This is a genomic window from Pseudomonas sp. WS 5412, from assembly GCF_012985615.1.
Lineage (GTDB): Bacteria > Pseudomonadota > Gammaproteobacteria > Pseudomonadales > Pseudomonadaceae > Aquipseudomonas > Aquipseudomonas shahriarae.
On the sequence record NZ_JAARMB010000012.1, the window covers coordinates 44,403 to 68,548 of the forward strand.

At 61.9% G+C, this 24,146-nt stretch carries 19 protein-coding genes, 1 pseudogene and 1 riboswitch; of the genes and pseudogenes, 8 read left to right on the plus strand and 12 right to left on the minus strand.

Features of this window, described 5'->3' with window-relative positions:
- Positions 1-19 precede the first annotated feature (19 nt).
- The 4 genes from HBR94_RS16925 to HBR94_RS16940 form a co-directional block, all read right to left on the minus strand.
- A complete protein-coding gene (locus tag HBR94_RS16925; RefSeq protein ID WP_057439074.1) occupies positions 20-436 on the minus strand; it encodes an SRPBCC family protein in 417 nt (138 codons plus the stop codon).
- Positions 437-507: 71 nt separating this feature from the next.
- Complete coding sequence (locus HBR94_RS16930) at positions 508-678, minus strand: metallothionein (RefSeq protein ID WP_081044213.1); 171 nt, start codon at positions 676-678, stop codon at positions 508-510.
- Between the two features lie 90 nt (positions 679-768).
- Positions 769-1,224 carry a DMT family transporter gene (locus tag HBR94_RS16935; protein ID WP_057439075.1) on the minus strand — a complete coding sequence of 152 codons (456 nt, stop codon included), beginning with the start codon at positions 1,222-1,224 and terminating at the stop codon, positions 769-771.
- Positions 1,225-1,228: 4 nt separating this feature from the next.
- Positions 1,229-1,714 (minus strand): DMT family transporter, encoded by a 486-nt coding sequence (locus HBR94_RS16940; protein WP_057439076.1) that lies wholly within the window; start codon positions 1,712-1,714, stop codon positions 1,229-1,231.
- Positions 1,715-1,828: 114 nt separating this feature from the next.
- Between HBR94_RS16940 and HBR94_RS16945 the strand changes: the two genes are divergently transcribed.
- A complete protein-coding gene (locus tag HBR94_RS16945; RefSeq protein ID WP_170045274.1) occupies positions 1,829-2,761 on the plus strand; it encodes a LysR family transcriptional regulator in 933 nt (310 codons plus the stop codon).
- Between the two features lies 1 nt (position 2,762).
- On the opposite strand, the gene HBR94_RS16950 is transcribed toward HBR94_RS16945, so the two are convergent.
- The 3 genes and pseudogenes from HBR94_RS16950 to HBR94_RS16960 all read right to left on the minus strand — a co-directional run.
- Positions 2,763-4,082 (minus strand): Nramp family divalent metal transporter, encoded by a 1,320-nt coding sequence (locus HBR94_RS16950; protein WP_057444760.1) that lies wholly within the window; start codon positions 4,080-4,082, stop codon positions 2,763-2,765.
- A gap of 38 nt (positions 4,083-4,120) precedes the next feature.
- Entirely contained in the window at positions 4,121-5,677 is a 1,557-nt protein-coding gene (locus HBR94_RS16955) for a DUF726 domain-containing protein (protein WP_170045275.1), read from the minus strand.
- Between the two features lie 93 nt (positions 5,678-5,770).
- A pseudogene (locus HBR94_RS16960) lies at positions 5,771-5,975 on the minus strand (helix-turn-helix domain-containing protein); the annotation flags it as partial.
- 40 nt (positions 5,976-6,015) lie between these two features.
- Here HBR94_RS16960 and HBR94_RS16965 point away from each other — a divergent pair.
- Entirely contained in the window at positions 6,016-7,824 is a 1,809-nt protein-coding gene (locus tag HBR94_RS16965) for a monovalent cation:proton antiporter-2 (CPA2) family protein (protein WP_057959191.1), read from the plus strand.
- Positions 7,825-7,897: 73 nt separating this feature from the next.
- Positions 7,898-8,482, plus strand: a complete 585-nt coding sequence (locus tag HBR94_RS16970) for a hypothetical protein (RefSeq protein ID WP_057439079.1) — start codon at positions 7,898-7,900, stop codon at positions 8,480-8,482.
- 135 nt (positions 8,483-8,617) lie between these two features.
- Here HBR94_RS16970 and cobF read toward each other — a convergent pair whose 3' ends face one another.
- The gene (gene cobF, locus HBR94_RS16975; RefSeq protein WP_115127943.1) at positions 8,618-9,376 is read right to left on the minus strand and encodes a precorrin-6A synthase (deacetylating); all 759 of its coding nucleotides are present in this window, start codon (positions 9,374-9,376) and stop codon (positions 8,618-8,620) included.
- Between the two features lie 47 nt (positions 9,377-9,423).
- The gene (locus tag HBR94_RS16980; protein WP_115127942.1) at positions 9,424-9,990 is read right to left on the minus strand and encodes a histidine phosphatase family protein; all 567 of its coding nucleotides are present in this window, start codon (positions 9,988-9,990) and stop codon (positions 9,424-9,426) included.
- Positions 9,991-10,331: 341 nt separating this feature from the next.
- Here HBR94_RS16980 and HBR94_RS16985 point away from each other — a divergent pair, with 341 nt between their 5' ends.
- The 5 genes from HBR94_RS16985 to dkgB all read left to right on the plus strand — a co-directional run bounded on the left by HBR94_RS16985 (position 10,332) and on the right by dkgB (position 19,103).
- Positions 10,332-14,612: a hypothetical protein gene (locus HBR94_RS16985; RefSeq protein ID WP_170045234.1), complete on the plus strand. Its 4,281-nt coding sequence runs from the start codon at positions 10,332-10,334 to the stop codon at positions 14,610-14,612.
- Between the two features lie 66 nt (positions 14,613-14,678).
- Positions 14,679-14,884: riboswitch (cobalamin riboswitch) on the plus strand.
- Between the two features lie 90 nt (positions 14,885-14,974).
- Entirely contained in the window at positions 14,975-16,915 is a 1,941-nt protein-coding gene (locus HBR94_RS16990; protein ID WP_170045235.1) for a TonB-dependent receptor, read from the plus strand.
- Positions 16,915-17,274: a (2Fe-2S) ferredoxin domain-containing protein gene (locus HBR94_RS16995; RefSeq protein ID WP_057439082.1), complete on the plus strand. Its 360-nt coding sequence runs from the start codon at positions 16,915-16,917 to the stop codon at positions 17,272-17,274. Before HBR94_RS16990 ends, HBR94_RS16995 begins: the two co-directional genes overlap by 1 nt.
- Entirely contained in the window at positions 17,271-18,185 is a 915-nt protein-coding gene (locus tag HBR94_RS17000; RefSeq protein WP_169960942.1) for an ABC transporter substrate-binding protein, read from the plus strand. The genes HBR94_RS16995 and HBR94_RS17000 overlap by 4 nt, the downstream gene beginning before the upstream one ends.
- Before the next feature lie 114 nt (positions 18,186-18,299).
- Entirely contained in the window at positions 18,300-19,103 is an 804-nt protein-coding gene (gene dkgB, locus HBR94_RS17005) for a 2,5-didehydrogluconate reductase DkgB (protein WP_170045236.1), read from the plus strand.
- 1 nt (position 19,104) lies between these two features.
- Here dkgB and HBR94_RS17010 read toward each other — a convergent pair whose 3' ends face one another.
- From HBR94_RS17010 to HBR94_RS17020, 3 genes are all read right to left on the minus strand, one after another.
- Positions 19,105-19,539 (minus strand): hypothetical protein, encoded by a 435-nt coding sequence (locus HBR94_RS17010; RefSeq protein WP_057959182.1) that lies wholly within the window; start codon positions 19,537-19,539, stop codon positions 19,105-19,107.
- Between the two features lie 134 nt (positions 19,540-19,673).
- The gene (locus HBR94_RS17015; protein WP_170045237.1) at positions 19,674-23,312 is read right to left on the minus strand and encodes a transporter substrate-binding domain-containing protein; all 3,639 of its coding nucleotides are present in this window, start codon (positions 23,310-23,312) and stop codon (positions 19,674-19,676) included.
- Between the two features lies 1 nt (position 23,313).
- Positions 23,314-23,940, minus strand: coding sequence for a response regulator transcription factor (locus tag HBR94_RS17020; protein WP_057439085.1), 627 nt, complete (start codon positions 23,938-23,940; stop codon positions 23,314-23,316).
- Positions 23,941-24,146 lie beyond the last annotated feature (206 nt).

Below are 24,146 nucleotides of genomic sequence, written 5' to 3' on the forward strand. Positions count from 1 at the left end.
TGCCGTCGATAGTGGCGGATCAGGCCGGGAAGTTTTTGCGCAGGGCCTCGACGCCGCCGGTGTAGACGCCGCTGAACAGCTCTTCCACCTCGGCATCCGTCACGCCGGCAATCGGAGTGAACACACCGGACCAAGTGACTTTGGCCGAATGCTCACCCAGCGCTTCAACCTGCAATGTCGCCAAATAGGCACTGACCGGAAACGGCGATTCGCTGATGGTGTAGCTGTAGGTGCGCGCAACGTTGTCAAAGGTCTGCAAGTGCTCGACCACCACGGCGCCATCCGCCGTTTGCAGGTGACGCACGCGCCCGCCTTCACCCGGCTCGCTCTTGGCAATCAATGGCAGCCAGTCAGGCAACGAGTTGAACCCGCCGACCAGTTGCCAGACTTGATCGGCCGAGACCGGGATTTCAATGACAGCAGCTGCTTTGGCCACGATAAAACTCCACGACAGGGGAAAAAGTCAGGCAGCTTACGCTGCCTGGTGGTGTTGGCGCTATTGGCCGATCAGCCATGGGCCGACTTGGCACACTCGCACCCGGTCGCCGATTCGCACGGCTCACCATGGGCATGGTGCTCGGCACAACCCTGGCAGCAATAGCCCTTGCCGTCTTTGATCACAGCGTTCGGCCCCAGTACACATTTGCAATGCGGGCAAGCACAGGTTGGATCTGGCATGTTAAGACTCCTTTTTCATGGTCGTCCTGGTGCAGCGAATGCTGGCACCTTAAGCAGTGACTCCCGCCCGCCACCCAAGGTTCAGCGCCGTTAATCAGCCTGGCGTGCACTGCTGCGGTACATGAACACCAGTGCCAACGCCAGGCACAGCATCGCCAGCACCCGGCTGCCGGACAGTTCGATGGCGGTGTTGCCCAGCCAGCCGAAGTTGTCGATCAGCATGCCCATGGCCAATTGACCGACGATCACCGCGACCGTCGCCACCGCCGTGCCCACGATCGGCACCGCACCGACCATCACCATCATGTACACCACACCGAATAACGCCCCGGTCAGTTGCCACTTGGGCACCTCCAACAGGCTGACGGCCTGGGCCGGTTCGAAGAACAGGATCAGCAGGCCAGTCACCAGCGTGCCCACCGAGAACGTCACCAGACTGCTGCGCAACACACCGACGGTTTGCCCCAGGCGCCCATTGATCGCCGCCTGCACACTCAACACCGCGCCGGCGGCAACCACCAGCACCAACAATAGAAGCAGATTCATCGCCTTAACCCCGCGCAATCAAAACAAGAGCCACCACAATCAACAGCAGCGCAATCCAGCGTTCACCGTTGACCCGCTTGCGGGCGGTGCCGAACCAGCCAAAGTGGTCGATCAGCACACTCTTGCCGACCTGCCCGGAGAGGATCGCGATCATGGTCATGGCAATGCCGATATGGGGCGTGGCCAGGGTCAGCACCACCACATACATCGGCCCCAGGAACCCACCGATCAGCTGCCAGCGCGGCAGCTCGTTGAGGGCCGGACCTTGTTGTGGGCCGCTGAACAGCAGCAGTAACAGGAGGATCGCCGTGCCCACCGCGAAGATGCTCAAGGTCGCCCACAAGTGCCCCACCTGGGCACCCAACGGCCCCAGCAACCCGGCCTCCACCGACAGGCCCATGCCTGCCAGGATCACCAGCGGCAACAGCAGCAGCCCCAGGCGGTTTTTTGGTCGGGCCTGGGCCGCGGCCTCAAGAGAAGAACTTTGCATACAGCACCTACAGGTCAGAAGAACAATGACGCGCATTATCCGGTGGCACACCTGTGCGATAAATGGGAGCATGCCGACAACACCTTTGCGCAATACGCACAGCATGGAGTGACGATGCAGGGCTTCAACGAGCTGAGTTTCAAGGCGCTACGCCTGTTTGTCGCGGTGCTGGACCACGGCAGCTTCTCTGAAGTCGCACGCCGCGAAGGCCTGGCGCCCTCTTCCATCTCCCGGCAGATCCAGTTGATGGAACAGGCCCTGAGCCAGCAATTGCTGTATCGGCATACCCGTGCGGTCAGCCCCACGGAGGCCGGGCGCTTGCTCGGGCATCATGCGCGCTTGATGCTGCAACAGCTGGAAGAAGCCGGGCAGGCCCTGCAGGAACAGGAAAGCGAGCCCAGCGGCCTGGTGCGCATCAATGCGCCCATGGTGTTCGGCCAGCGCCACCTGTCACCCTGGCTGGCCGAGTTGTGCCAGCGATACCCCAAGCTGCAACTGGATATCCAGCAGACCGACACCTACGTCGATCCTCTGCAGGAAGGCGCCGACTTGTTGTTCCGTATCGGTGTGCTCAACGATTCCGGAATGCAGGCGCGTATTTTCGCGCCCCAGCGCTACCGGATCGCCGCCAGCCCCGACTACCTGGCGCGCTTTGGCACTCCACGCCATCCCGATGAACTGCTCAATCACCAGTGCCTGGCGTACAAGGGCGTGAACGGCCAGCAGCGTTGGTTCTTCCGCCGCGCCCAGGACGACTGGACGCCCTATACAGTCAAGGGCCCGATCACCGGCAACCACGCCGACACCCTGGCGCACGCCGCCGAACAGGGCCTGGGGTTCGTGGTGTTCCCTTCGTGGCTGATCGGCGACAGCCTGCGCGCCGGACGCTTGCAGGCGGTGCTGACCGAATATGAAGTGGCCACCACCCTGGAGCCGCAGCAGATTGCCGCGCTGTGGCCCGGCAGCCGGCGGTTGTCGGTGAAGGTGCGCACGGTCATCGACTTCTTTGTCGAACGCTTCGGCAGCGTGCCCTACTGGGACCGCTGACTCAGAACAGCCACTGGCCGATCAGCCAGGCGTTGGCGCCGCTGATCACACTAAACAGGCTCCAGGCCAGGATCCTGGTGGGCAGGCGATTGACGAACGGCCCCATCAATTGCCGGTCGCCGGTCATGCGGATCAACGGGTACAGAGCAAAGGGCAACTGCAGGCTGAGCACCACCTGGCTGAGGATCAGCAACTTTCCAATGGCATCATCGCCCATCAACCACACCCCGAGAAACGCCGGGATCAGCGCCAGGCCACGGGTGATCAGGCGGCGTTGCCAGCAAGGAATGCGCAGGTTGAGGTAACCCTCCATGATCACCTGGCCGGCGATGGTGCCGGTGAAGGTCGAGCTTTGCCCGGACGCCAGCAAGGCAATGCCGAACAGGATACTGGCAAAGGCGCCGCCCACCAGCGGGTCCAGCAGGTGGTAGGCGTCCTGGATTTCCACGACCTCGGTATGACCGCTCTGGTGGAATGCCGCGGCGGCCAGCACCAGGATCGCCGAGTTGACCAGCAAGGCCAGGGCCAGGGAACCGATGGTGTCGATACGCGCCAGCTTGACCGCGTCCTGGCGGCTGGCCAGGTCTTTGCCGAACAGGCGGGTTTGCACGATGGACGTGTGCAGATACAGGTTATGTGGCATCACGGTGGCCCCGAGGATACCGATGGCCAGGTACAACGGCGCCGCATCACTGATCGCCGAGAGCGACGGGGTGAAGCCACGCATGACGTCCGGCCAATAGGGCTTGATCAACACCAGTTCGACAAAGAAACACACACCGATGGTCGCCACCAGCGCCAGCATGATCGCTTCCAGGCGCCGGAAGCCGCGGTTTTGCAGGGCCAGGATCAGCAGCGTGTCAAACGCGGTAATGACAATACCGGTGGTCAGCGATACCCCCAGCAACAGGTGGAACGCCAGGGCGCAGCCGAGGACTTCGGCCAGGTCGGTGGCGATAATCGAGATTTCCGCCAGCACCCATTGCGTGCGCGCTGAACGCCGGCTGTAGCGCTCGCGGCACAGCTGCGCCAGGTCCTTGCCGGTGGCGATGCCCAGCCGCGAACACAGGCACTGCACCGCCATCCCCGCCAGGCTGGCGAGCAACACCACAAACAGCAGGTTATAGCCATAGCGCGACCCGGCCTCGATGGCCGTGGCCCAGTTGCCGGGGTCCATGTAGCCGATGGAAATCAGCAGGCCGGGACCGGCAAACTGCAGCACCCGTTTGAAAAACGGCGCACGGGGATCGACGGGGATGGTGCCCGCCACTTCCGGAGGGCAAAACGGGGCGGTCGCAATTTTCGGCAGGCTGAATTTCACGCGGGGTACCCGGCAGACACACAAGACAAGGACGCAGCTTAGCAGTCAGGCGAGACCGTGCGCATCAGCGTTTCCCGGGGCAGATCAAGCGCCTCGACCACCTGCACCACCAGGTCCATTTCCTGATTCAGCGCCTCGCGCTCCATGCGCTGGCGAATCACCCCCAGCACCAGCACCGCCAGGGTCGTGATGGAATACGCCGGCCCGGAAAACGCCCGTACCCCGCTCACCAGCAGCATGGCCGCCGCCAGCGCCTGCCCCACCACCGGAATCGCCGTGGCCGCACCGCGCCGCAGGATAAACCCGGTCAACCCGGCCAGCGCCGTTCCGCTCAAGGCGGTGGTGGCCGAGCGGCCAACATCGAAACGGTGGAAAAACCCCTGTTCCTTTTGCGCGGCGGCCCGGAGTTCGGCCTCGAACACCTGGCGGTCGGCCTGGCTGAGTTTGTCCTTGTACTGTTCGATCAGGGTCTCGGCGACCCGCTCTTCCAGGCTCACCAGGGCCACGCTGTCGATCGGCTGGTCAAACTTGATACCGACGCGCAGGGCCACGTCCTGGGCCAATTGGCGGTAACTCACGCCGTGCCCACGGGCCAAGTTCATAAAGCTGTCACCGCCCATGCGCTGCAACTCGATGGCCAACTGCAGTGGGTCGCGCACATCCGCAGCGATGGTCGCACTGCGCTTGGCGGCCATCAGCTCGGCGAGGAACTGCAACTCTGGCGCCCGTGCCTGGAGCAGCACCGGATACAGGTCCACATCCTCTTCGGCAAAGCGCACCTCGGCACTGCGCTGGTCCGCACGGATCATGCCTCGGCGCTCTTGCAGCAAGTCGGTGTACTGCACCACGGTCTGCAACTGCGGCCAGTAGGCAGCGTGGTCGAACGTGACCAGATGCACATTGGTCACTTTGCCCTTGAGGGATGGCGTCAGGGGGATGGCATAGCGGCCAATACAGCGCTCGGTATCCGGCTTGAGCGCCAGGGCCCAGTCCTTGCTGGAATGGCAATTGATCACGCGCCCCTTGAGCGGTGCCGACACCTGCTCCCAGGGGCTGGACGTGCAAATCGCCCCGCCCATCAACAACAGGTGATTGAGGGGCAGTTCCCGGGCCAGCTCCGGGCTGGCCAACAGGCTCTTGACCAGCAGGCGTGCGCCCAGGGAGTGGCCGATCAAGTTGATCTGACGGACCTCGATCGACTCGGCGTGCAGGTAGTTGGCCAGCTCCGCCAACAGCGTCCTGGCCACCTCGTCCACTCGCGCCTCGACACTTTTGTAGTGATCGAGAAAATAACCCACCGCCTTGCCCAGACCCACGGTCGCCGCGCCCAGGCTGCCGCCGCCGAGCATCGAGGCAATGATGTCCTTGAAGGGGGCGAAGAGGTTTTCCAGGAAATGCCCGGCCGGCCAGAACAGCATCAGGTTGGTCGAACCCTCGATCCCCGCCAGCTGCGCCTGGAAACTGGCCAGTTGTTGCTGGTTGAAAAACGCAGAATAACCATGGACATAGAGATTGAGCACCTGCCCCTGGGGCTCGCCGCACAGCACGAACGAGGGCTTGCGGGTGCGGTGCATTTCATTCCACTGGTGTTGCATGAGGCGTTGGCTCCTGGTGAAAACGCAGGGCGATAGTAACAAGAATTGGCGCGGGACCTGGCCCTGTAAAGGACTGCATCCAGCACAACAGGTGGCGAAGTTGTCGATCTTGACCTGCCCGTCCGGGAACGTCGCCCGGATGTAGTTGCGCAAGGTCGGTACGACGCTCCATCTTGGAAACCGCCGCCTGGTTGATATCTAATGCCTTGGCCAGGCTTTCCTGGCTCAACAGGCGCTGGCGCAATGCGTCGTGCCTTGGCAAAAATTCAGATTCAACAGCGTAAAAGCGCGCTCTAATAGCGCCCTGTCGATTCGCCTCAAAGATTCTGGAGTAAGCGATGCCTCATGAAGGCAACCTGTTACAAGCGGCCGTAGTTTTCCTGTTGGCGGCGGTGCTGACCGTGCCTCTGGCCAAGCGCCTGCAATTGGGCGCGGTACTGGGCTATCTGTTCGCCGGTGTGATCATCGGCCCCTCGGTGCTGGGGTTGGTGGGCAACCCGCAAAGTGTCGCGCAGTTCTCCGAGCTGGGGGTGGTGTTGTTGCTGTTCATCATCGGCCTGGAACTGTCGCCAAAACGCCTGTGGGTGATGCGCAAGGCGGTGTTTGGCGTGGGCCTGGCGCAGGTGCTGCTGACCGCGATGGTGATAGGTGCAGTAGCGCTCTGGGCCTTTGGTCAGTCGTGGAATAGCGCGATTGTGCTGGGCCTGGGCCTGGCGCTGTCCTCCACCGCCTTCGGCCTGCAAAGCCTGGCCGAACGCAAGGAACTGAACAGCCCCCACGGGCGCCTGGCCTTTGCGATCCTGCTGTTCCAGGACATCGCGGCGATCCCGCTGATCGCCATGGTGCCGCTGCTGGCCGGCAGCGACCACACCACCACTGCCGCCCAGGACCTGAACCACGGTTTGCAGGTACTGGGCAGCATCGCCGTGGTGATCATCGGCGGTCGCTACCTGCTGCGGCCGGTGTTTCGTATTGTCGCCAAGACCGGCCTGCGCGAAGTGTCCACCGCCACCGCGCTGCTGGTGGTGATCGGCACCGCCTGGCTGATGGAGCTGGTGGGCGTGTCCATGGCCCTCGGCGCATTCCTCGCCGGCCTGCTGCTGGCCGACTCGGAGTACCGCCACGAACTGGAATCGCAGATCGAGCCGTTCAAGGGCCTGCTGCTGGGGTTGTTCTTTATCAGCGTGGGCATGGGCGCCAATATCGGCCTGTTGTTCAGCACGCCCTTCGTGGTGCTGGGCCTGACCCTGCTGCTGATCGCCATCAAGTTGCCGCTGCTGTACGCAGTCGGGCAGATGGTCGGCGAGCTGAACCGCGAGAGCGCGGTGCGCCTGGGCGTGGTCCTGGCGGCCGGCGGTGAGTTTGCCTTTGTGGTGTTCAAGATCGGCCGCGACCAGGGCCTGTTTGCCCCGCACCTGTACGATGTGCTGGTGCTGACCATCACCCTGTCCATGGCCCTCACCCCGCTCCTGCTATTGCTGTGCCCGAAGCTGTTCCGGCCCAAGACCAAGCCGGTGGACGTGCCGGAAGAATACCGCGCGATCGAGAGCGATGCGCCGCGCGTGGTGATCGCCGGGATGGGCCGGATGGGGCAGATCGTGGCGCGGATCCTGCGGGCGCAGAACATTTCATTTATCGCCCTCGACACCTCGGTGGAAACCATCGATCTGACCCGCAGTTTCGGCGGCATGCCGGTGTTCTACGGCGATCCCCAGCGCCCAGAGATCCTGCACGCGGCGAAGGTCGACCAGGCCGAGTATTTCGTGATTGCCATGGATGATCCGGAAATCAACATCAAGACCGCCGAGCTGGTGCGCAATCTCTACCCGCACATGAAGATCATCGCCCGCGCCCGTAACCGCCAGCACGTACACCGCCTGGTGGACCTGGACGCGTCACCGGTGCGCGAAACCTTCTATTCCAGCCTCGAAATGAGCCGCCGCACCCTGGTCGGCCTGGGCCTGAGCGAGACCCAGGCCGATGCGCGGATCAACCGCTTCAAGCACCACGACCTGCAATTGCTGGCGGCCCAGCACGCGGTGTACGACGACGCGGCCAAGGTGATGCAGTCGGCCCAGGAAGCCCGTGCGGAACTGGCGCGGTTGTTTGAAATGGACCGCCTCGAAGAGGAGTCCGCAAAGGTCTGAGGATGGATCCGAACGAAATTGCGAATTTTCTGACAGAATATGGCGCAATTTCGTTCATCCATTGGAAGACCTCATGCTCACCCTCAGCAAAATCGCCACCCGCCTGGCCCTGGCGCTGACCGTCAGCCTGGGCGCCAGCCCGCTGTTCGCGGCAGCCAAGCCGGCCGCCGCGCCGCCGGACGACTTCCAGATCGTCTCGACCCTGGACGGCAAATTCACCTTCACCCTGCCCAAGGGCTATGTCGCCGATGCCCTGCCTGCCGGCGCGCAAGCCCAGGGCACCGCTGGCGCCAACGGCACGATGTATATCAACCAGGCCTCAAAAAGCGTGGTGGTGGTGGCCCAGACCCTGCGCAATGACGGGATCGACTTGAAGGACGACGAACCGCTGTTTCTCGACAGCGCGGTCGAGGGTTTCCTCAAGGACGTCGGCACCAGCCTGCCGGACTACAAGAAACTGGCGCAGAAGAAACTGCTGATCAAAGGCGTGGGCCTGCGCCAGATTGATGGCACGGCCACCATGGGCGGCGGCAAGACCTTGAACTCGACCTTCCTCGCAGGCTCCGGCAACCGGTTGCTGGTGATCCAGGCTATTTCCCGGGCTGAGGATGTGACGGGGCATGGGCTGCTGGTCAGGCAGATCACCAGCGGCAAGTGACATTCCCCTAAGCACCACACATCCAATGTGGGAGCGGGTTTGCCCGCGATCGCGGTGTATCAGCCAATACATAGGCTGACTGACACGCCGCCATCGCGGGCAAGCCCGCTCCCACTTTGTTTATTGCATTCCCCCCTACGGCTTGCGTAGCAGGTAGGTATCCATGATCCAGCCATTGGCCTGGCGCGCCGCCTTGCGCACGCGCTCGATTTCCTCGGCCACCTCGGCCACCTTGCCGCTGATCAGGATTTCATCCGGCGTGCCCAGGTACGCGCCCCAGTAAATCTCCAGGTCCTGGTCCGCGACGCTGCGGTAGGAGTCCTCGGCGTCGAGCATCACCACCAGGGTATCGGCATCGCTGGCCTGCCCCGCCGCGAGCCGGCGCCCGGTGGTGATCTCGATGGACCGGCCAATGCGGTTCAACGGCACTTTGTGCTGGGCCGCCAGGGCCTGGACGCTGGTAATCCCGGGGATAACCTCGAACTCAAACTCACTGCCGCCACTGGCCAGGATCGCCTGCAGGATGCGGATGGTGCTGTCGTACAACGCCGGGTCGCCCCAGGCCAGGAAAGCGCCCACTTCGCCGTCGGCCATTTCCTGGTTGATCATGCGCTCGAACGTCTGTTGCTTGTCGCGATTCAGATCCTGCACGGCCGTGGTGTAGTCGATCTCGCCACGCACACGCTCGGGGCAGTCGGCTTCGACAAAGCGGTAGGTGCGGTCGGCGTCGATATAGGTCTGGCAGATTTCCCGGCGCAGGTCGATCAGCTTGTCCTTGCTCTGGCCCTTGTCCATCAGGAAAAACACGTCGGTGCGGTTAAGCGCCTTCACCGCCTGCATCGTGATGTAGTCGGGGTTGCCGGCGCCAATGCCGATGATCAGGATCTTTTTCATGAAGGGGTTCTCAGTGCGGGGCTGCGATTTTGCCATGTTCGCGCGGCTCAGGTCTCGCGTGTTTCCAGGCGCAGGCGCCACACACCGTTGAAACGCAGTTCGGTGGAGGACAACGGCTCCACATCTATCCGGTTGAACATCGCCAGCGGGCCTTGCATGACGCAGAGCAACGCGGCGCGGATCACAAAGGGGTGAGTCACCGCCACGACATGGCCCGGGATCTGCTCCAGGGTGTGCAGCCACTGCCCGACCCGTTCACACACTTGTGCAACGGATTCGCCGCCATGGGGAGCGGCCGTGCTGTCCGTCAACCAGGCCTGCAAAGCCTCGGGTTCGGCTTGCTCTATCTCATCCAGCCGCTGCCCTCGCCATCGCCCGAAATCACAATCGCGCAGGGCCTCGTCTACCTGCGGGTGCTCGCCAAACAGCAGGGCCGTCTGCCGGGTGCGCAGCTCGGGGCCGCACAGCAAACGGGGGGCGCGCTTGAAGCGCTTTGCCTGGGCCAACGGCATCTGCTGCCCCTCCGTCTCCAACGGTTCATCCAAGGCAAAGCGCGTGCGTTTGCGGGCCTGGGTGCTGGCGTGGGCAATCAGGGTCAAGCGGGTGGCCGGCATACAAAGCTCCACGGGTTAAGTGATTTCTAGATGTCACAGCGATCCAGGCAAGTCGCGCCACTGTAGGCCGCCCACACGCCGTAAACCAGCCCCTGTGGATCGCACTTGAAGGCGCTTACAACGTGCAGCGGAACTGATGCTCGTCGCTCATCACCCAGTCATTGCCCTGGCCGCTGAATCACTGCGTTCAAAGAATCATCTCCCCCCTTCTTTCCAAGGACGTGTCCATGAATTCTATCGAATCACGCCTACCTAGTTTTTCCAATGCCACACGCTCCTTCGCAGAACCCCCGCCGGAATCGGGCGCAGCCCTTACGTCAAGTCGATCCCGGCGCGACGCCGTGGATGTGACTGCCCACGAACTGGAGAATGCCCGGCAACTTGTGCAAGACAGTGACCGCGAACTGGCGAAACAGTACGCCCTGACCCTGGCCTTTCACGAGACATCCAACGAGCCTGCTGCAGACTTCGACCCGAGCAAAATGACCGTTAACAACATCCCGCCCTACTCCACATTCGGCAGGGCCTGGAAAAAATTCAACGACGCCTTGAAAGCAGAGCCTTTTGCAACGTTTGCCAAAAACAACACCATCAATACGCAAAACTTTACCTGGACCCCCAGTTCAGCGTCGCTGGACTTCGAAATTCGCGGTGCGTCTGGCCACTTCTCGAAATACACCCCCGGGTGGGAAGCGGCATCCGCAGACGTTGCCGCTGCGGCAAGAGCACTGGAACCCAGCGCTGAGCACTCCTTCGTGCATACCGGGGAACACAGTGCTCCGCTGGCGCTGATCGGCGACTTCTACGGCCATGACGCCTACAGCACCAAAAGCCAGCGGTCAGCCTCAATCGAGCAGTTGCTGACCCAGCAATCGTTTCCCTCCCTCCTGCCGGCAAACACCAATAGCCTGCAAGCTGCACATATCGTCGAACAGCAACGCCAAACCGCAGAGGTCCTCGCCAAAGAACCCGCCTCAGTGCCTCTTGAGCAAACGCCGTCCGCGCAGGTTGATGAGGCTGACCGGGAGTTGGCGCAGAACACCGCGACAGCCCTGCTGACGCTGCGCAAAGAAACGCGCCCCGCTGCTGCCCTGCCCCCTGCCAGACGCCTGTTTCTGGAACTGCCGCCCCTTTCGACACTGGCCCAAACATTCAAGGCATTTAACGAAGCCCTCTCCAGTGAGGCTTTTTTGGATTTCGTCGAAAAAAACAACCTGGTCGTTGCCAACCTCAGGGTGGACCCGACCACCGGCAACCTGCTGGTCCGCAGCCACAAAGGCTCCGATGCGCCACCCAAGATGTTCACGCGCGATGACTCGTCAGGCTGGGCGCAGGTGGCCCCGGCCATAGTGGCGCTGGCGAAAAAACTGAGTGCCGGAACCGGGGCGCTCGTACCGTGCTTCAACGTTGAAACCGCAAGCCTGGGCCAGGTTCTGAGTTTCTATGGCGAGCCGCCGGCGGATCCCAGCCTGCAAGGCGTGCTCAAGCAGAGCTCGGCCCTCAATCGCAACGGTTTCAGCGCGTTGACCAACGCTGCGCACGACCCGCGATCACGGGAGGTCAAGCAAAACCAACTGGCCGTCAAACAACAACTCGATCAGCAAGCTGCCGCCGATAAACCCATCACCATCCCTCCCCGCCGCTCCCCGACCGCCGAGATCGCCAGGCAGCAGTTTGCCGGCGAGCCCGGTTTGCAAGCGGTCGTGGGACGGCTGCTGACGGACGCCATAAAGAGTGCATCACCCGGGCTGGACTTCGACATCAATCAGGTCGACTTGGCCCAGCCCGACCCGGACAACCCGGGTCAGTTCAAACGCAAGCCGCTGACGACGCTGGCCCTGGAATACCTGGTAGACGGTGCGGTCCCCGACTTGCCCGCCAACAGCAAACTGGTCGACACCCGCCCAGACGTCCTGACCCATACCGGCAACACCCCGGACACCCCACTCGCCGTTGACATGGGCGCGATCCAAAGCGCATTCCGTGCGCTGCCAGGCCAACTGGCGCAGGCGTTGACAACCGACGTATCCAACTATTGGGACCAGCCCGCCTTCGGCGCCCCCACCCGTGCAAGCCTCAGCCCGTTTGCCGGCAGTCGCCGGACACTGATCAGTAACCTGTTACGGGACAACCTGCGACTGGCCGCACTCAAGCAGCCGGGCCTGGACGATCTGCAGCGCGAAACCCTGGACCTGGTGGTGCGCTACCCCAACGGATCGACGCGCCCAAGCTCCAACGACAGTGCCGAGGTGACGGTATTCAACCTCGGCAGCATTTCAGAGCCCAACCAGGGCGCGATAGAGTCCACTTCAGCCAACCTGCTGATTCAGCGCCATGTCGGCGAGCGCACGATTCTGCTGCTGTGCGAACCCAGCGGCAAAGTCACCCCCTATGACTCCTACGCGGCGTTCAACGCGGCACGGGAGCGACAGCTCAAAGCGCAGGCCCCTGAACAACGGCTTCTCAACACCTTGCGTAAGGTCGACGGCAATGCTTTCCAGATCCAGGCCGAGACGGTGATCACTCAGCGTCTGGATAACAGCCTTGCTCCCGACCCCAGCTGGCTGAACCTGGACACACTGGATCAGCCTTCACGCAAGACGCCCAACTGGCTCAGCAACGCCACCGAGGCCGAACGTGTTGTCTTGCGTGAACTGAGCCTGCAACTGGCGAGTATCACCCAGCGCAATAAAGGGCGGACCTACAACAGCGATATCCCGGATATCCGGCCCTTTGCCGAACAGGCTTTCGATCAACTGAAGGCGGTGAGCCACCCGGCGAAAAACCTGGAGGTGGTGTTCAAGGTGCCCGTCGGCGGCAACTCGCCAGGTGGGGTGGTCAGCGGCAGTCTCCATCGCGAACGCATGAGCATGACCGATGTGCTCCTGAAAAACCTGTCGGGGCTGCCCAGCCGCGACGTGGAGGTTTATCTCAAACCGGCTAACACGCGGGTTCCGGAGCTGGAAAAGGATGGCGAACTGCAGAAACTGATCGAGAAGGTCGACGTGGGTAAAAGCTACCCCGAGCTGCTCAAACGAGAACTGCTGGACGATCCCGTCAAAAAAGCCCAACGCCAGTCCCTGTTTGCCCAGCAAGTCCCCGTGGAACTGCAGATCAAGGCCCTGGAGCTGGCGGTTAACAAACAATCGGGGTTCGATACCACAGGGTTGCGCTACGTGCAGGCGGCCGTCAACCCGCAACCCGGTGCGCAGACCGTCGATGGCAAAGAGATCGTCGTCCGCCCGCTGGCGTTCATTGCCGGGCCAGGCGCCACACCCGAGGTGGTCGACAACATGTACCTGATCGAACCCGAGGACAGCAGCGGCGGCCCGCATATTCTCTACCGCCCATTGATCGCCGACGCACCGCTGCTGCAATTCCCCACCCGCCAGGCCTTGCTGGAGGCCATCCAGCAACCGGGGCGCCTGCAAAACGACATCCTGGCCTGGTTTCCCGACAACGCGACCCGCGACTACTACAAGGCATGGAGTTTCAAGGAGCCCTCCACCCAGACCACCAGCCTGTTTGGCGTGGGCGACGGAGAAACCGTTCCCGCTGCGCCCACACTGGCGGTGGGCGGCTATGCCGCTGCCGATGCCCTGAAGGCCAAACTGCAAACCGGGCAATTGATGAACCACCTGTACGACGCCAATGCCCAGGGTCTGATCAGCATGGCCGAACAACAATCTGTCTCCGACGCCGAAAGTCGCTGGGCAACGCTCAAGGAAGGCGGCTATCTGTTGCTCAACGCGGTACTGCCGGCCCTGCGCGGCCCCGGCGCTGCCATTGGCACAGCGCTGCAGTTCCAGGGCATTCTCAGCGACCTGCAAACGCTGGCGGACAACGCCACGCCGGACAAAGAAACGGCCATGGCGGATTTGCTGCTCAACTTTGCAATGCTGGTGACCCACTCTCGAGCACGCTCCTCACGCAGGCCGGTCGATCCCCCACCGACGCCGGAGGTGACCCAGGCAGCGCTGCGCAGTGGCAGCCACAACAGCATCATCGAGGCACCGAATGGCGAAAAGGTCCGGCGCCTGATCGTGATGAAGGGCAACATGCAAAAGATGCAACTGATCAAAGGCAACCTGTTCAGCTTTGAAGATGAATACAAAGGCAAACCTCGGCTCAACATCAACGCTCATGGTCGCGACCTCAGCTTCAGGGAACAACTGTCCGGTAAAAGCTCGACCATCCTGTATGACGGCGCTGAGCATACCGCCGAGCAACTGCATGCCCACTTGCTCGCCAAAGGCATTGATCCCAGCCAGTTCGACAACGTTCGCTTGCTTGTCTGCTACTCCGGCAATGGCGCCGAGAACTCCTTCGCCGCCGAGTTCCAGCGGCTGATCAACAAGCCGGTAAAGGCCTTCGTGGGCACCGTGACCGTGACCCCAAGCCCCGAGCTGGTCACCGCCGAGTTCAAGACCGGCATCCAGATGCATGGGACGCAGAAAGGCCCAAAACTGGTGAGTGACACCTACGCCCAATACGACAGCGTGGACACGGTCAAGGACCGCACGGGTATTTCCCTGATCCGCAACCCGCTCGAATATGTGCTCTTCTCCTACTACCCCGTGTATTTCCCGCCCCGCACCGGCGCCACCGCGGCAAACCGCTGAGCATCAGCACACTGGCGGCACTGCACAATCGCTGCGCCAGATTGACGAAAGGGCCTGCGAATGTTCAGATGCCGCCCTGTTTCAGGTGCCTTATGCCGCCGTGCATAGGGTGAAACGGGAAACCGGTACGCTCATTCGAGCAAGTCCGGTGCTGCCCCCGCAACGGTATTCGCGTGACCCCTTCGACACACCACTGTGGCCAGAGCGCCATGGGAAGGTGAAGGGTTCGATACGCGAGAGCCCGGAGACCGGCCTGGAATTTCTGTTTGGCATAATCCTGCGGTGGGCGGGCATGGGCCGGTATCGGTGTGTGCCCGGTGCCTTCTCCTGCGTGCTTCTGCGAAGATACTTTCGAGAAGACTATGATTTTCCAACGTTCCTCTACCTCTGGCCCGACCCTGCTCCTGGGTTGCCTGTTCAGCCCGCTGCTGCTCGCCGATGACACAGCCCTGGTGCTCAACCAGCAGATCGTCTCTGCGCCGTCGGTGGAATCCACCACCGTGGCCGATATGGCCCAGTACGGCAGCAAAGTCGAGATTGTCAGCCGCGAACAGATCGAACGCGCCGGCCCCAGCGCCGATATCACCCGGGCGATGCAGATGTTTATTCCCGGCTTTTACGTTGCGCCGAAAAACGGCCCCTTCGACTACGGCACCTATTCCCTGCTGGGCGGGCGCAATGACGACACCCTGATCCTGCTCGATGGCGTGCGCCTGAACAACCGCCTGTACGGCGGCCTGTACCTGGACACCCTGCCGGCCAACGCCGTGGAGCGCATCGAAGTGCTCAAGGGCGGCCAGAGCCTGTTGTTCGGTACCCAGGCGGTGGCGGGGGTGATCAATATCGTCACGCGCAGCCCGCAGACCCGTGACGTGTCCGGCGAAACCAACCTGGGCATCGATACCTTTGGCGGCACCACCGGCGATGCCCGGGCTGAGCGGATTTTCACTAACGGCCTGGGCGACCTGGGCCTGCTGGCGTACGTCAGCCACAACGTGTCCGAGGGTTACCATCCGTTTCGCAACCGTGACATGAGCAACGTCAGCGACAAGAAACGCTCCTACGAAGTCACCACCTTCGGCGCCAAGGCCATCCAGTCCCTGGGCGATGATTCGCGCCTGGAGCTGTTCTACCAGTACTCCGACGCCAACCTGGACTTCGCCGGCGCCACCAACAACCGCAAGACCACCAACGACCGCGTGCAACAGATCGCCACGGCGACCTTCGAGCAACGCCTCAATGAACGGCTGAGTTACTTCGTCAAGGGCCATATCAACGATTGGGACACGCGTTACTCGCGGGTCAACAACACCGCCGACGGTGGCACCGTGGTGCGTAACCGCGATGACTACTGGGGGTTCACCGACTGGGGCGTGCAGGCCGAAGGCAAGGCTGAGCTTGAAGGCGGCCATGTGCTGGTGTTCGGCTCCGACAACCAGTGGTTCAAGGGCCAGGACGATGTACTGATCATCGACAACAACAAGGCCGAAGCCCACGCCCTGTACAGCCAACTGCGCCCGCAGATCGACGCCCTGCCCGACTGGCACCCGAGCATCGGCCTGCGCCACGAAACCATGAGCGGCGGCGACAGTGCCACGGTCGGCATGCTCACCTCGCTCTACGACCTCAATGCCAACTGGGCCCTGCGCGGCCAGTACGGCAGCGCCTACAAGCTGCCGAATGCCGAGCAATTGTTTGTCAATGAACCCGGCGACGAGATCGGCAACCGTAACCTCAAGCCGGAAAAAAGCCGCAACGCCGAGCTGGGTCTGGACTACAAGGGCCTGCTGGCCGACCGCGAGTTCAGCGCCAGCGTGACCCTGTTCAAGCGCAAGATCACCGACCTGATCACCCTCGACGATAGCCATTGGGTCAACGGCCAGGGGCAGATCCAGGTGCGTGGCTTCGAGGCCGACGCCAAGCTGGCGCTCAACCACCAGTGGAGCCTGCAGGCGGACATGACCCGCAACCTGACCGAGTCGCGCGCCGGCGTCACTCTCAATGATGTGCCAAGCTTCTTCGCCCGTTCACGGGTGGGTTTCGAGTCGCAGAATCGCCTGTGGGGCGCCGGCGCGGCCGTCCGCTATATCCACGATGTGATCAGCTCGAAAAGAGTCGAATACGGCCACTATTCGGTGGTGGACGCCGACGCCTACCGCTACCTCGACAACGCCCACCAACACCGCGTGAGCCTGCTGGTAGAGAACCTGTTCGACCGCGACTATGTCACCAGCCGCTCCAGCAATGTCGACAACCTGGGCCGGCCATTCACCACGGAGGTGCGTTACACGTATCGCTTCTGATGACTGAAATCACACAAATCGACGGGGTGGACAGCCACCCCGACTGGTCCCATATCCCCGAGCATGCCCGCCATGTGCTGCTGTGCACCGGCCCGCGCTGCACCCAGCGCGGCGCCCTGCAGATCTGGAAAACCCTGCGCCGACGGCTGCTGGAACACCAGCACATCGAAGTGCCCGGCGGCGTGCTGCTGACCCGCACCCATTGCCAGTTCCCCTGCAACCTGGGGCCGGTGCTCACGGTGTACCCGGAGCGCTGCTGGTACGGAGTGCGCAGCAAGGCCGATGCCGTACGCCTGGTGGATGTGCACCTGGTGGGCGGCGAGGTGCTCGAAGAGTTATTGATCCGGGAGCGCCCATGAAACGCTTGGGAGGATTTGCCATCGCCCTGGTGTGCAGTGCCTCGGCCCTGGCGGACAGTTATCGCAATTGCCAACAGGAGTGGCACCTGCCCCATACGCCGCCGGCGCGGATTGTCGCCCTCAACCAGCACGCCGCCGATATGCTGCTGGCCCTGGAGGCCGGCCCGGCGCTGGTGGGCGTGGCGTACCTGGATGACAACGGCGCCGCGCATAAGCAGAGCACATATTTCGCTGTACCGGTGATTGCTCCGCGCTACCCGGCCAGCGAGGTGCTGTATGAGCAACAGCCGGACCTGGTAGTGGGCGGTTTTGCCACGGCTTTTGGCAGCGGCATTACTTCACGCAGCGGGCTGGCAGGTAATGGCGTGGCTTCATATCTGCTGGAATCGGCGTGTGCCGGGCATTCCCTGGATTACTTCGGGCACATTCGCAATGACCTGCTGACCCTGGGCAAGCTGCTGCATAAACCGCAGCGGGCCCGCGAGCTGATTGACGCCCTGGACGCCGACCTGGCCAGCGCCCAGGCATTGGCCAAGCCCGCCAAACCCCTGTCGGTGTTTTACCTCGACAGTGAAGTCAACGGCCTGGACAGCGAAGGACGGCAAGGTTTCGTCACCACCCTGCTGGCGGCTGCCGGAGCGCACAATATATTGGCTGGGATCAACCAGTACCGGGTCACGGTCAGCAGTGAGACGTTATTGATGAGCGATCCGGATGTGATCCTGCTGGCCGACGCCGTGTGGTCCCCTGCCAGCCGTAAACGCCAGTTGCTGACCCGCGACCCGGTGCTGTCGCGCCTGCGGGCGGTGCGGGAAAACCGCATGATCGATATTCCGTTTACGCACCTGGTGCCCACTGTCGGCAGCGGCAAAGTGGTGCTGGAGTTGGCCCACGAGCTCAACACCTTGTAGGCGCGGGCCACTCATGACTTCTGGTCAAGAGTCATTTGAACAAGCATGGGTGTTTCGCCTGGCGCCGGCAGCCGATACTCAACGCCATTGTCCATGCCACAACAGGAGTTACTCATGTCTATTCCCGCATTCGGCCTTGGCACTTTCCGCCTGCAGGGCCAGGTGGTCATCGATTCCGTCAGCACCGGCCTCGATCTCGGCTACCGGGTCATCGACACCGCGCAGATCTACGACAATGAAGCCGAGGTCGGCCAGGCCATCGCTGCCAGCGGTATCCCCCGCGATGAACTGTTCATCACCAGCAAAATCTGGATCGCCAATTTTGCCGAAGGCCAGTTGATCCCCAGCCTCAAGGAAAGCCTGCGCAAGCTCCAGACCGACTACCTGGACCTGACCCTGATCCATTGGCCGTCGCCAGAAAACCAGGTACCCGTCGCCGAGTTCATGGGGCAGTTGCTGGAAGCCAAGCGCCTGGGCCTGACCCGGCAGATCGGCATCTCCAACTTCACCGTAGCGCTGATGGAAGAAGCCATCGCCGCCGTCGGTGCCGAGAACATCGCCACCCACCAGATCGAGCTGCACCCCTACCTGCAAAACCGTAGGGTGGTGGATTTCGCCACGCGTCACGGTATCCAGATTACGTCCTACATGACCCTGGCCTACGGCGAAGTGCTGAAAGACCCGGTGATCCAGGCAATCGCCACACGCCACCAGGCCACACCGGCACAGGTCGCCCTGGCCTGGGCCATGCAGCTGGGGTATGCGGTGATTCCGTCCTCGACCCAGCGCGCCAACCTGCAGAGCAACCTCAAGGCTGTACAACTGACGTTGAGCCAAGCCGATATGGCGCAAATCGAGGGCCTCGAGCGCGGCCATCGCCTGACCAGCCCCAAGGGTATTGCGCCGCAGTGGGACTGAGCTAAACCGCCGGGTTGCGCGCCAGCTCCCGCAGCCAGGGCAAGACCCGCAAGCCACTGGCTGGTGACGGCGGGTCGACGATGTCCATAAAGTGTTCCAGGGTGATGCTGTCGGGCGCTCCCGGCAAACGCACCAGGGCCAGGGGCACCACGCAAGCAGACGGCCCCAGGTCCTGGTCGTCATACACCAGCACATGGCGCACCTGCGGATGTTGCTGTTGGAACGCCAATGCGCCGCCCGCGGCGGCAGCCAGTCCGGCATGGATAATCAACACGTCAAATGGCTCAGCCGGGATATCCGTCAGGATCAGCACTTCATCGAAGGTCTGCACCGGGACGATCCGGTAATAGCCCAGCTGGTTGAGCATTTTTTCGATGTGCAACCGTTGCAGGTGCCGTTCATCGGCAATCAGGATGGTCAGTGCTTTGGTTGGCATCGCAAGTCCCTGAGCAGGCATCGCTCGCGGAAGGAAGGAGCGGCCTACTTTTCCAGACATATTTCGACGAAAAAATCAGCGTAGTTCCCTCTACATGTAGGAGTTCTCCCAAATTCCCTGCGCCGGACCTGCCTCTATGCCTGGTTGCAGTAATCCGTCAGGGCTTGATGCAATTGATCAATGGCCTCTTGCACAGCCGCCACTGCACAAACCAGTGCCTCGGGATCGCGCTGTTCACAAGCCGCTTCCAGGGCTTCGCAGTGGTTCACCAAGGTCTGCGCCTCGACCAGACGCGCCCCGCCCTTGGTCCTGTGGGCCAGGTCGTGTAGCTGGGCGTAGTCGTGCTTTTCAAGCAATGCCTGAAGTTGCGTACGGTCTGCAGCAAGGCTGTCGAGCAGTTGTGCCAGCAGCTCCTTGACGGCCCCCGTGTCGGAGCCGGTCAGCTTCAACAAGCGGCTCAAGTCGAGGGCCTTGACCGGGTCCGCCTGCACCGGCTCATTGACCGAAGGCATGGCCGTGCGAGAAGCCAGTGCGGCATGCAGATCCTCAAGCCCGGTGGGTTTGAACAGGCAGCCGTCCATCCCCGCCGCCAGGCAACGCTCGGTTTCCTCCGGCTGTGCATTGGCGGTAAACCCCAGCAACAGGCAAGGGGCCAAGCCGCGGGCCCGCTCATCGGCACGGATGTCTCGGGCCAGCTCATAGCCATTTTTCAGCGGCATGTTGCAGTCGGTGATCACCCCGTCAAAACGCTCGGTCTGCCAACGCTCCAGGCCATGCACACCATCGTTGGCGGTAGTGATCCGGTGCCCCAGGAAACTCAGTTGGCGGGTCAGCAATTGACGGTTGGCGGGGTAGTCGTCCACCACCAGGATATTCAACGCATGGGCTGGCGGCGCCTCCAGGGCAACCGGTTCGGACGGTGCGCTGGCCGAGGTGGCCACCGCCAATGGCAGTGTGACCTCGACCCGTGTGCCCTGCCCCAGCACGCTGCTCAATTTCAGCTGGCCACCCATCATTTCACACAGGCTGCGGCTGATCACCAACCCAAGCCCTGAGCCACTGCGCGCCGACTGGTCAGTGTTACGCCCTTGAATAAACGGGTTGAACAGGCGCATCTGGTCCTCGACGCTGATCCCGATGCCGCTGTCTTCTATCACCAGCCGCAGGCTCAGGTAACCATTGGCAACTGCCGGCGAGCCACTGGCACTCAAGCGCACATGGCCCCGGGCGGTGAACTTGATGGCATTGCTCAACAGGTTAGAGACCACCTGCTTGAAGCGCAGCGGATCAATCAACACGTAGCGATCGACCAGCGGGTCCAGCTCCACCTGCAACACCAGGCCCTTGGTGCGCGCCAGTCCTTCGAAGATTCGCCCCACCGAAGCCAGCAGCTCGCGCAGGTTCGACGGCTCCAGGGTCAGGGACAAGTGGCCGGATTCAATCCGCGCGATGTCGAGAATATCGCCGATCAACTCCAGCATGCCGCGCGAAGCGTCGGAAGCCACTGCCAGGGCGTCATGGTCGATACGCCCTTGCTCGGCATTTTTCAAGGCCAGTTCGATCATGCCGATCACCGCATTCATCGGCGTGCGGATCTCATGGCTCATGGTCGCCAGGAAGGTGGTCTTGGCGCGGTTGGCGGCGTCGGCCCCCTCCTTGGCCTCCTGCAACTGCCCCAGCAAACGCTGACGCTCGCTGACATCGACCCAGCCGGCAATCATGCCCACGACCCTTTCGTCCCCGTCGCGGTACGGCAGCATCCAGTGATAAATGGTCAGGGTCGCGCCGCCGGGCACCTTGAGTACCCGGTCGTGAATCTGCGGTTCGCCGCGCTCCATCAAGCGCAAGTAGTCTTCATGGTAGGACTGGGCCTGGGGTTGGTTCCCCGTATCGGTCTCCATCACGGTCTTACCGATCACGTCTTCAAGGCGGAAGCCGAAAACATTGAGATAGGCGCTGTTACAGGCCATCAACCGCCCCAGGCGATCACGCACGTAGATCGGGTGCGGCGTACCGTCGATCAGCACGCTCATAAAGCGCATCTGGTCGCTCAGGGCGCGCTCGGCCTGGGCACGTTTGCGGATCAGGCTGCGCAGGTAAATGGCCCAGCCCAGGGTGATCAGCAACAACACAGCGGCCAGGGAGAAGCCCTGGATAATCGTGTTGCGGTGGCGTAGCCAATAGCTGTCATCGATCAACAACTCGCTGCGCCAGCGGTTGGTCAACTCATCCATCTCCTGGGGGGTGATGCTCAATAGCGCCTTGTCCAGGATCGAATACAACTCCAATTGGCCGCGCCCCACGCCAAAGGCGATTCGCGCCGGCTGCGAGCCCACCGTACTGGTAATGCGCAGGCGGTCACGGTATTGATGGGCAATCATGTAGCGCGCAATGATCAGTGCGTTGACCGAGGCATCGACCCCCGCGTTGGCGACCAAAGCCATGCCCTGTGCGGAGTTCTCCACGTCCACCAACACAATATTGGGGTAGTCGCGGCTGATGATTTCCCGCTGCACGCTACTGCCAATGACCGCCAGGCGCTTGCCCGCCATATCGTCGAGGGTGACCGGACTGCTGCCATCGTCACGCGTGATCAGCACGAATGGGTTGCTCAAATAGGGCCGGGAAAAACGGACCTTTTCCTCGCGGGTCGTACTCGGTGTGATGAGCGCGATCATCTCTGCCTCGCCATCGCTGACCTGCTGGATTTGACGGGGCAATGAACCTGCGCGCACCACATCGAACTTCAAGCCCGTACGCAGGCTGATCTGGGCCAGGACATCGGCACTCAAGCCCCGGAATTGCCCTCGATCATTGAAAAACGACAACGGCAGGAACTTGTCGAGTGCCGTCACCCTGACCCTTGGATGCTTGTCCAGCCAGCGCTGCTCACTGTCGCTCAGACGCAGGCGTTCACGACCAACGATTCCCAGATTACCGGCACTCCAGCGGCGCAGGATCTCCATCTGTTCATTGGCCGGAATCACCGCCAGTGCCGCATTGATGATGTTCAACAGCCGGATATTGTCCCGGGCAAGCGCGAACGCGAAAGGGTTGACCTCCAAGCTGGAAAAGTCCGCCATCCGCACGTTGTTGAGGTTGTTCTTGTTAATCAGATAGTTGGTGCTGATTGCGTCGCCCAGATAGACATCCGCCTGGCTAAAGGCCACGGCCCCAATCGCCTCGAAAGTCGACGGGTAGGTCTGCAAGGAGGCATTGGGATAAAAGGCCGCAACCACCTCAGGCTGCATGTAGTGGGAGAGCATGGCCAGGCGTTTACCGTCGAGATCGGCACTCAGCGCCTGACTGTCATCAATACGCGTCACCAGGGTTGGCTGGTCGTTGGCGTACGAGCGCGAAAGCGCCAACTGAGGGTCCGCCGCCTCGTAGCCATTGGCCGTCCCTACAAAGTCCACCTCGCCGCGTTTAAGGGCTGCGATGAGTTGATCCCGGTGCTCGTAACACTGCACCTGGATCGGGATACCGAATAGCTTAGCGAGCAGCGCCGCATAATCAGAGGTGATCCCCTCCAGTTCGCCGTTGCTGCCCGTCACATCGAAGGGGACATAGTCCGGGGCGGAAACCCCCATCACCAACGTGCGGCGTTCGCGCAGCCAGCGCCAGTCCGCCTCATCCAGGTTCACTTGCAGTGTGTCAAGGGTGGAATGCCCCACCAGAGTCAGCGGGTGTGGCTCACCCTGAGCCACACTGACGGTGAGCGCCAGACCCACCAGCCAGAGTGCGGTGAGCCATTTCCCCAGAGATCTCGACATGTCAGATCAGATGATTACGCTGGGCGAACTTGGATAAGTGCACCACCGAAGACATACGCAGTTTCTCCTTCAACCGGGTTTTATAAGTACTGATGGTCTTGTGACTCAACAGCATGTCCTTGGCGATTTCATTGTTGCCCAAACCCAGTGCCAGCTTCTGTAGCACCATCAACTCCCGGTCAGAGAGCGCTTCTACCAGTTGCTGTTCCGTGGTTTGCAAGTCGTCCTTGCGTACGGAACTGGTGGGCAGGCTGGGGAAGCAGCTGTAGTTGGACATGACGGCCTTGATGGCTTTTTGTAGCTCATCCAGCTCGCCGGTTTTCGCGACAAACCCCATCGCCCCGGCCCGCATGCAACGCGTCGAAAAAAACACCGCCAGATAGGAGGTCAGGACCAGTATCTTGCAGGGCAGGCCCAAGGCCTTGATCCGGCTGATCACTTCCAGCCCGCCCAGCTTGGGCATGGCCAGGTCGAGAATGACCAGGTCTGGCCGTTCCTCCCTGGCAATCTGTAATGCATCGGCACCATTGGCAGCCTCGAAAATCTTCTCGAAGCCCTCCTGGCGCAACAGGTACTTGACGGTTGCACGAATGAACGGATGATCATCCACAATTAGCGCTTTGCTCATGCGACTCCCTGGCAGAACACCACGACTGTTTAGTTGCTTCATTGGCGACCACTCGTTTCAGGGCGCCAATACCCTTACACATCACACGAAACCCCTGTACCTGTGAGAAGTACCAGTTCCGACCAGCGGTACTGTCTACACAGAACGTTTCAACGGAATTTGGTTAGGTGCAACGGCTCAACATTAACAACGGAATGATGTTTCGC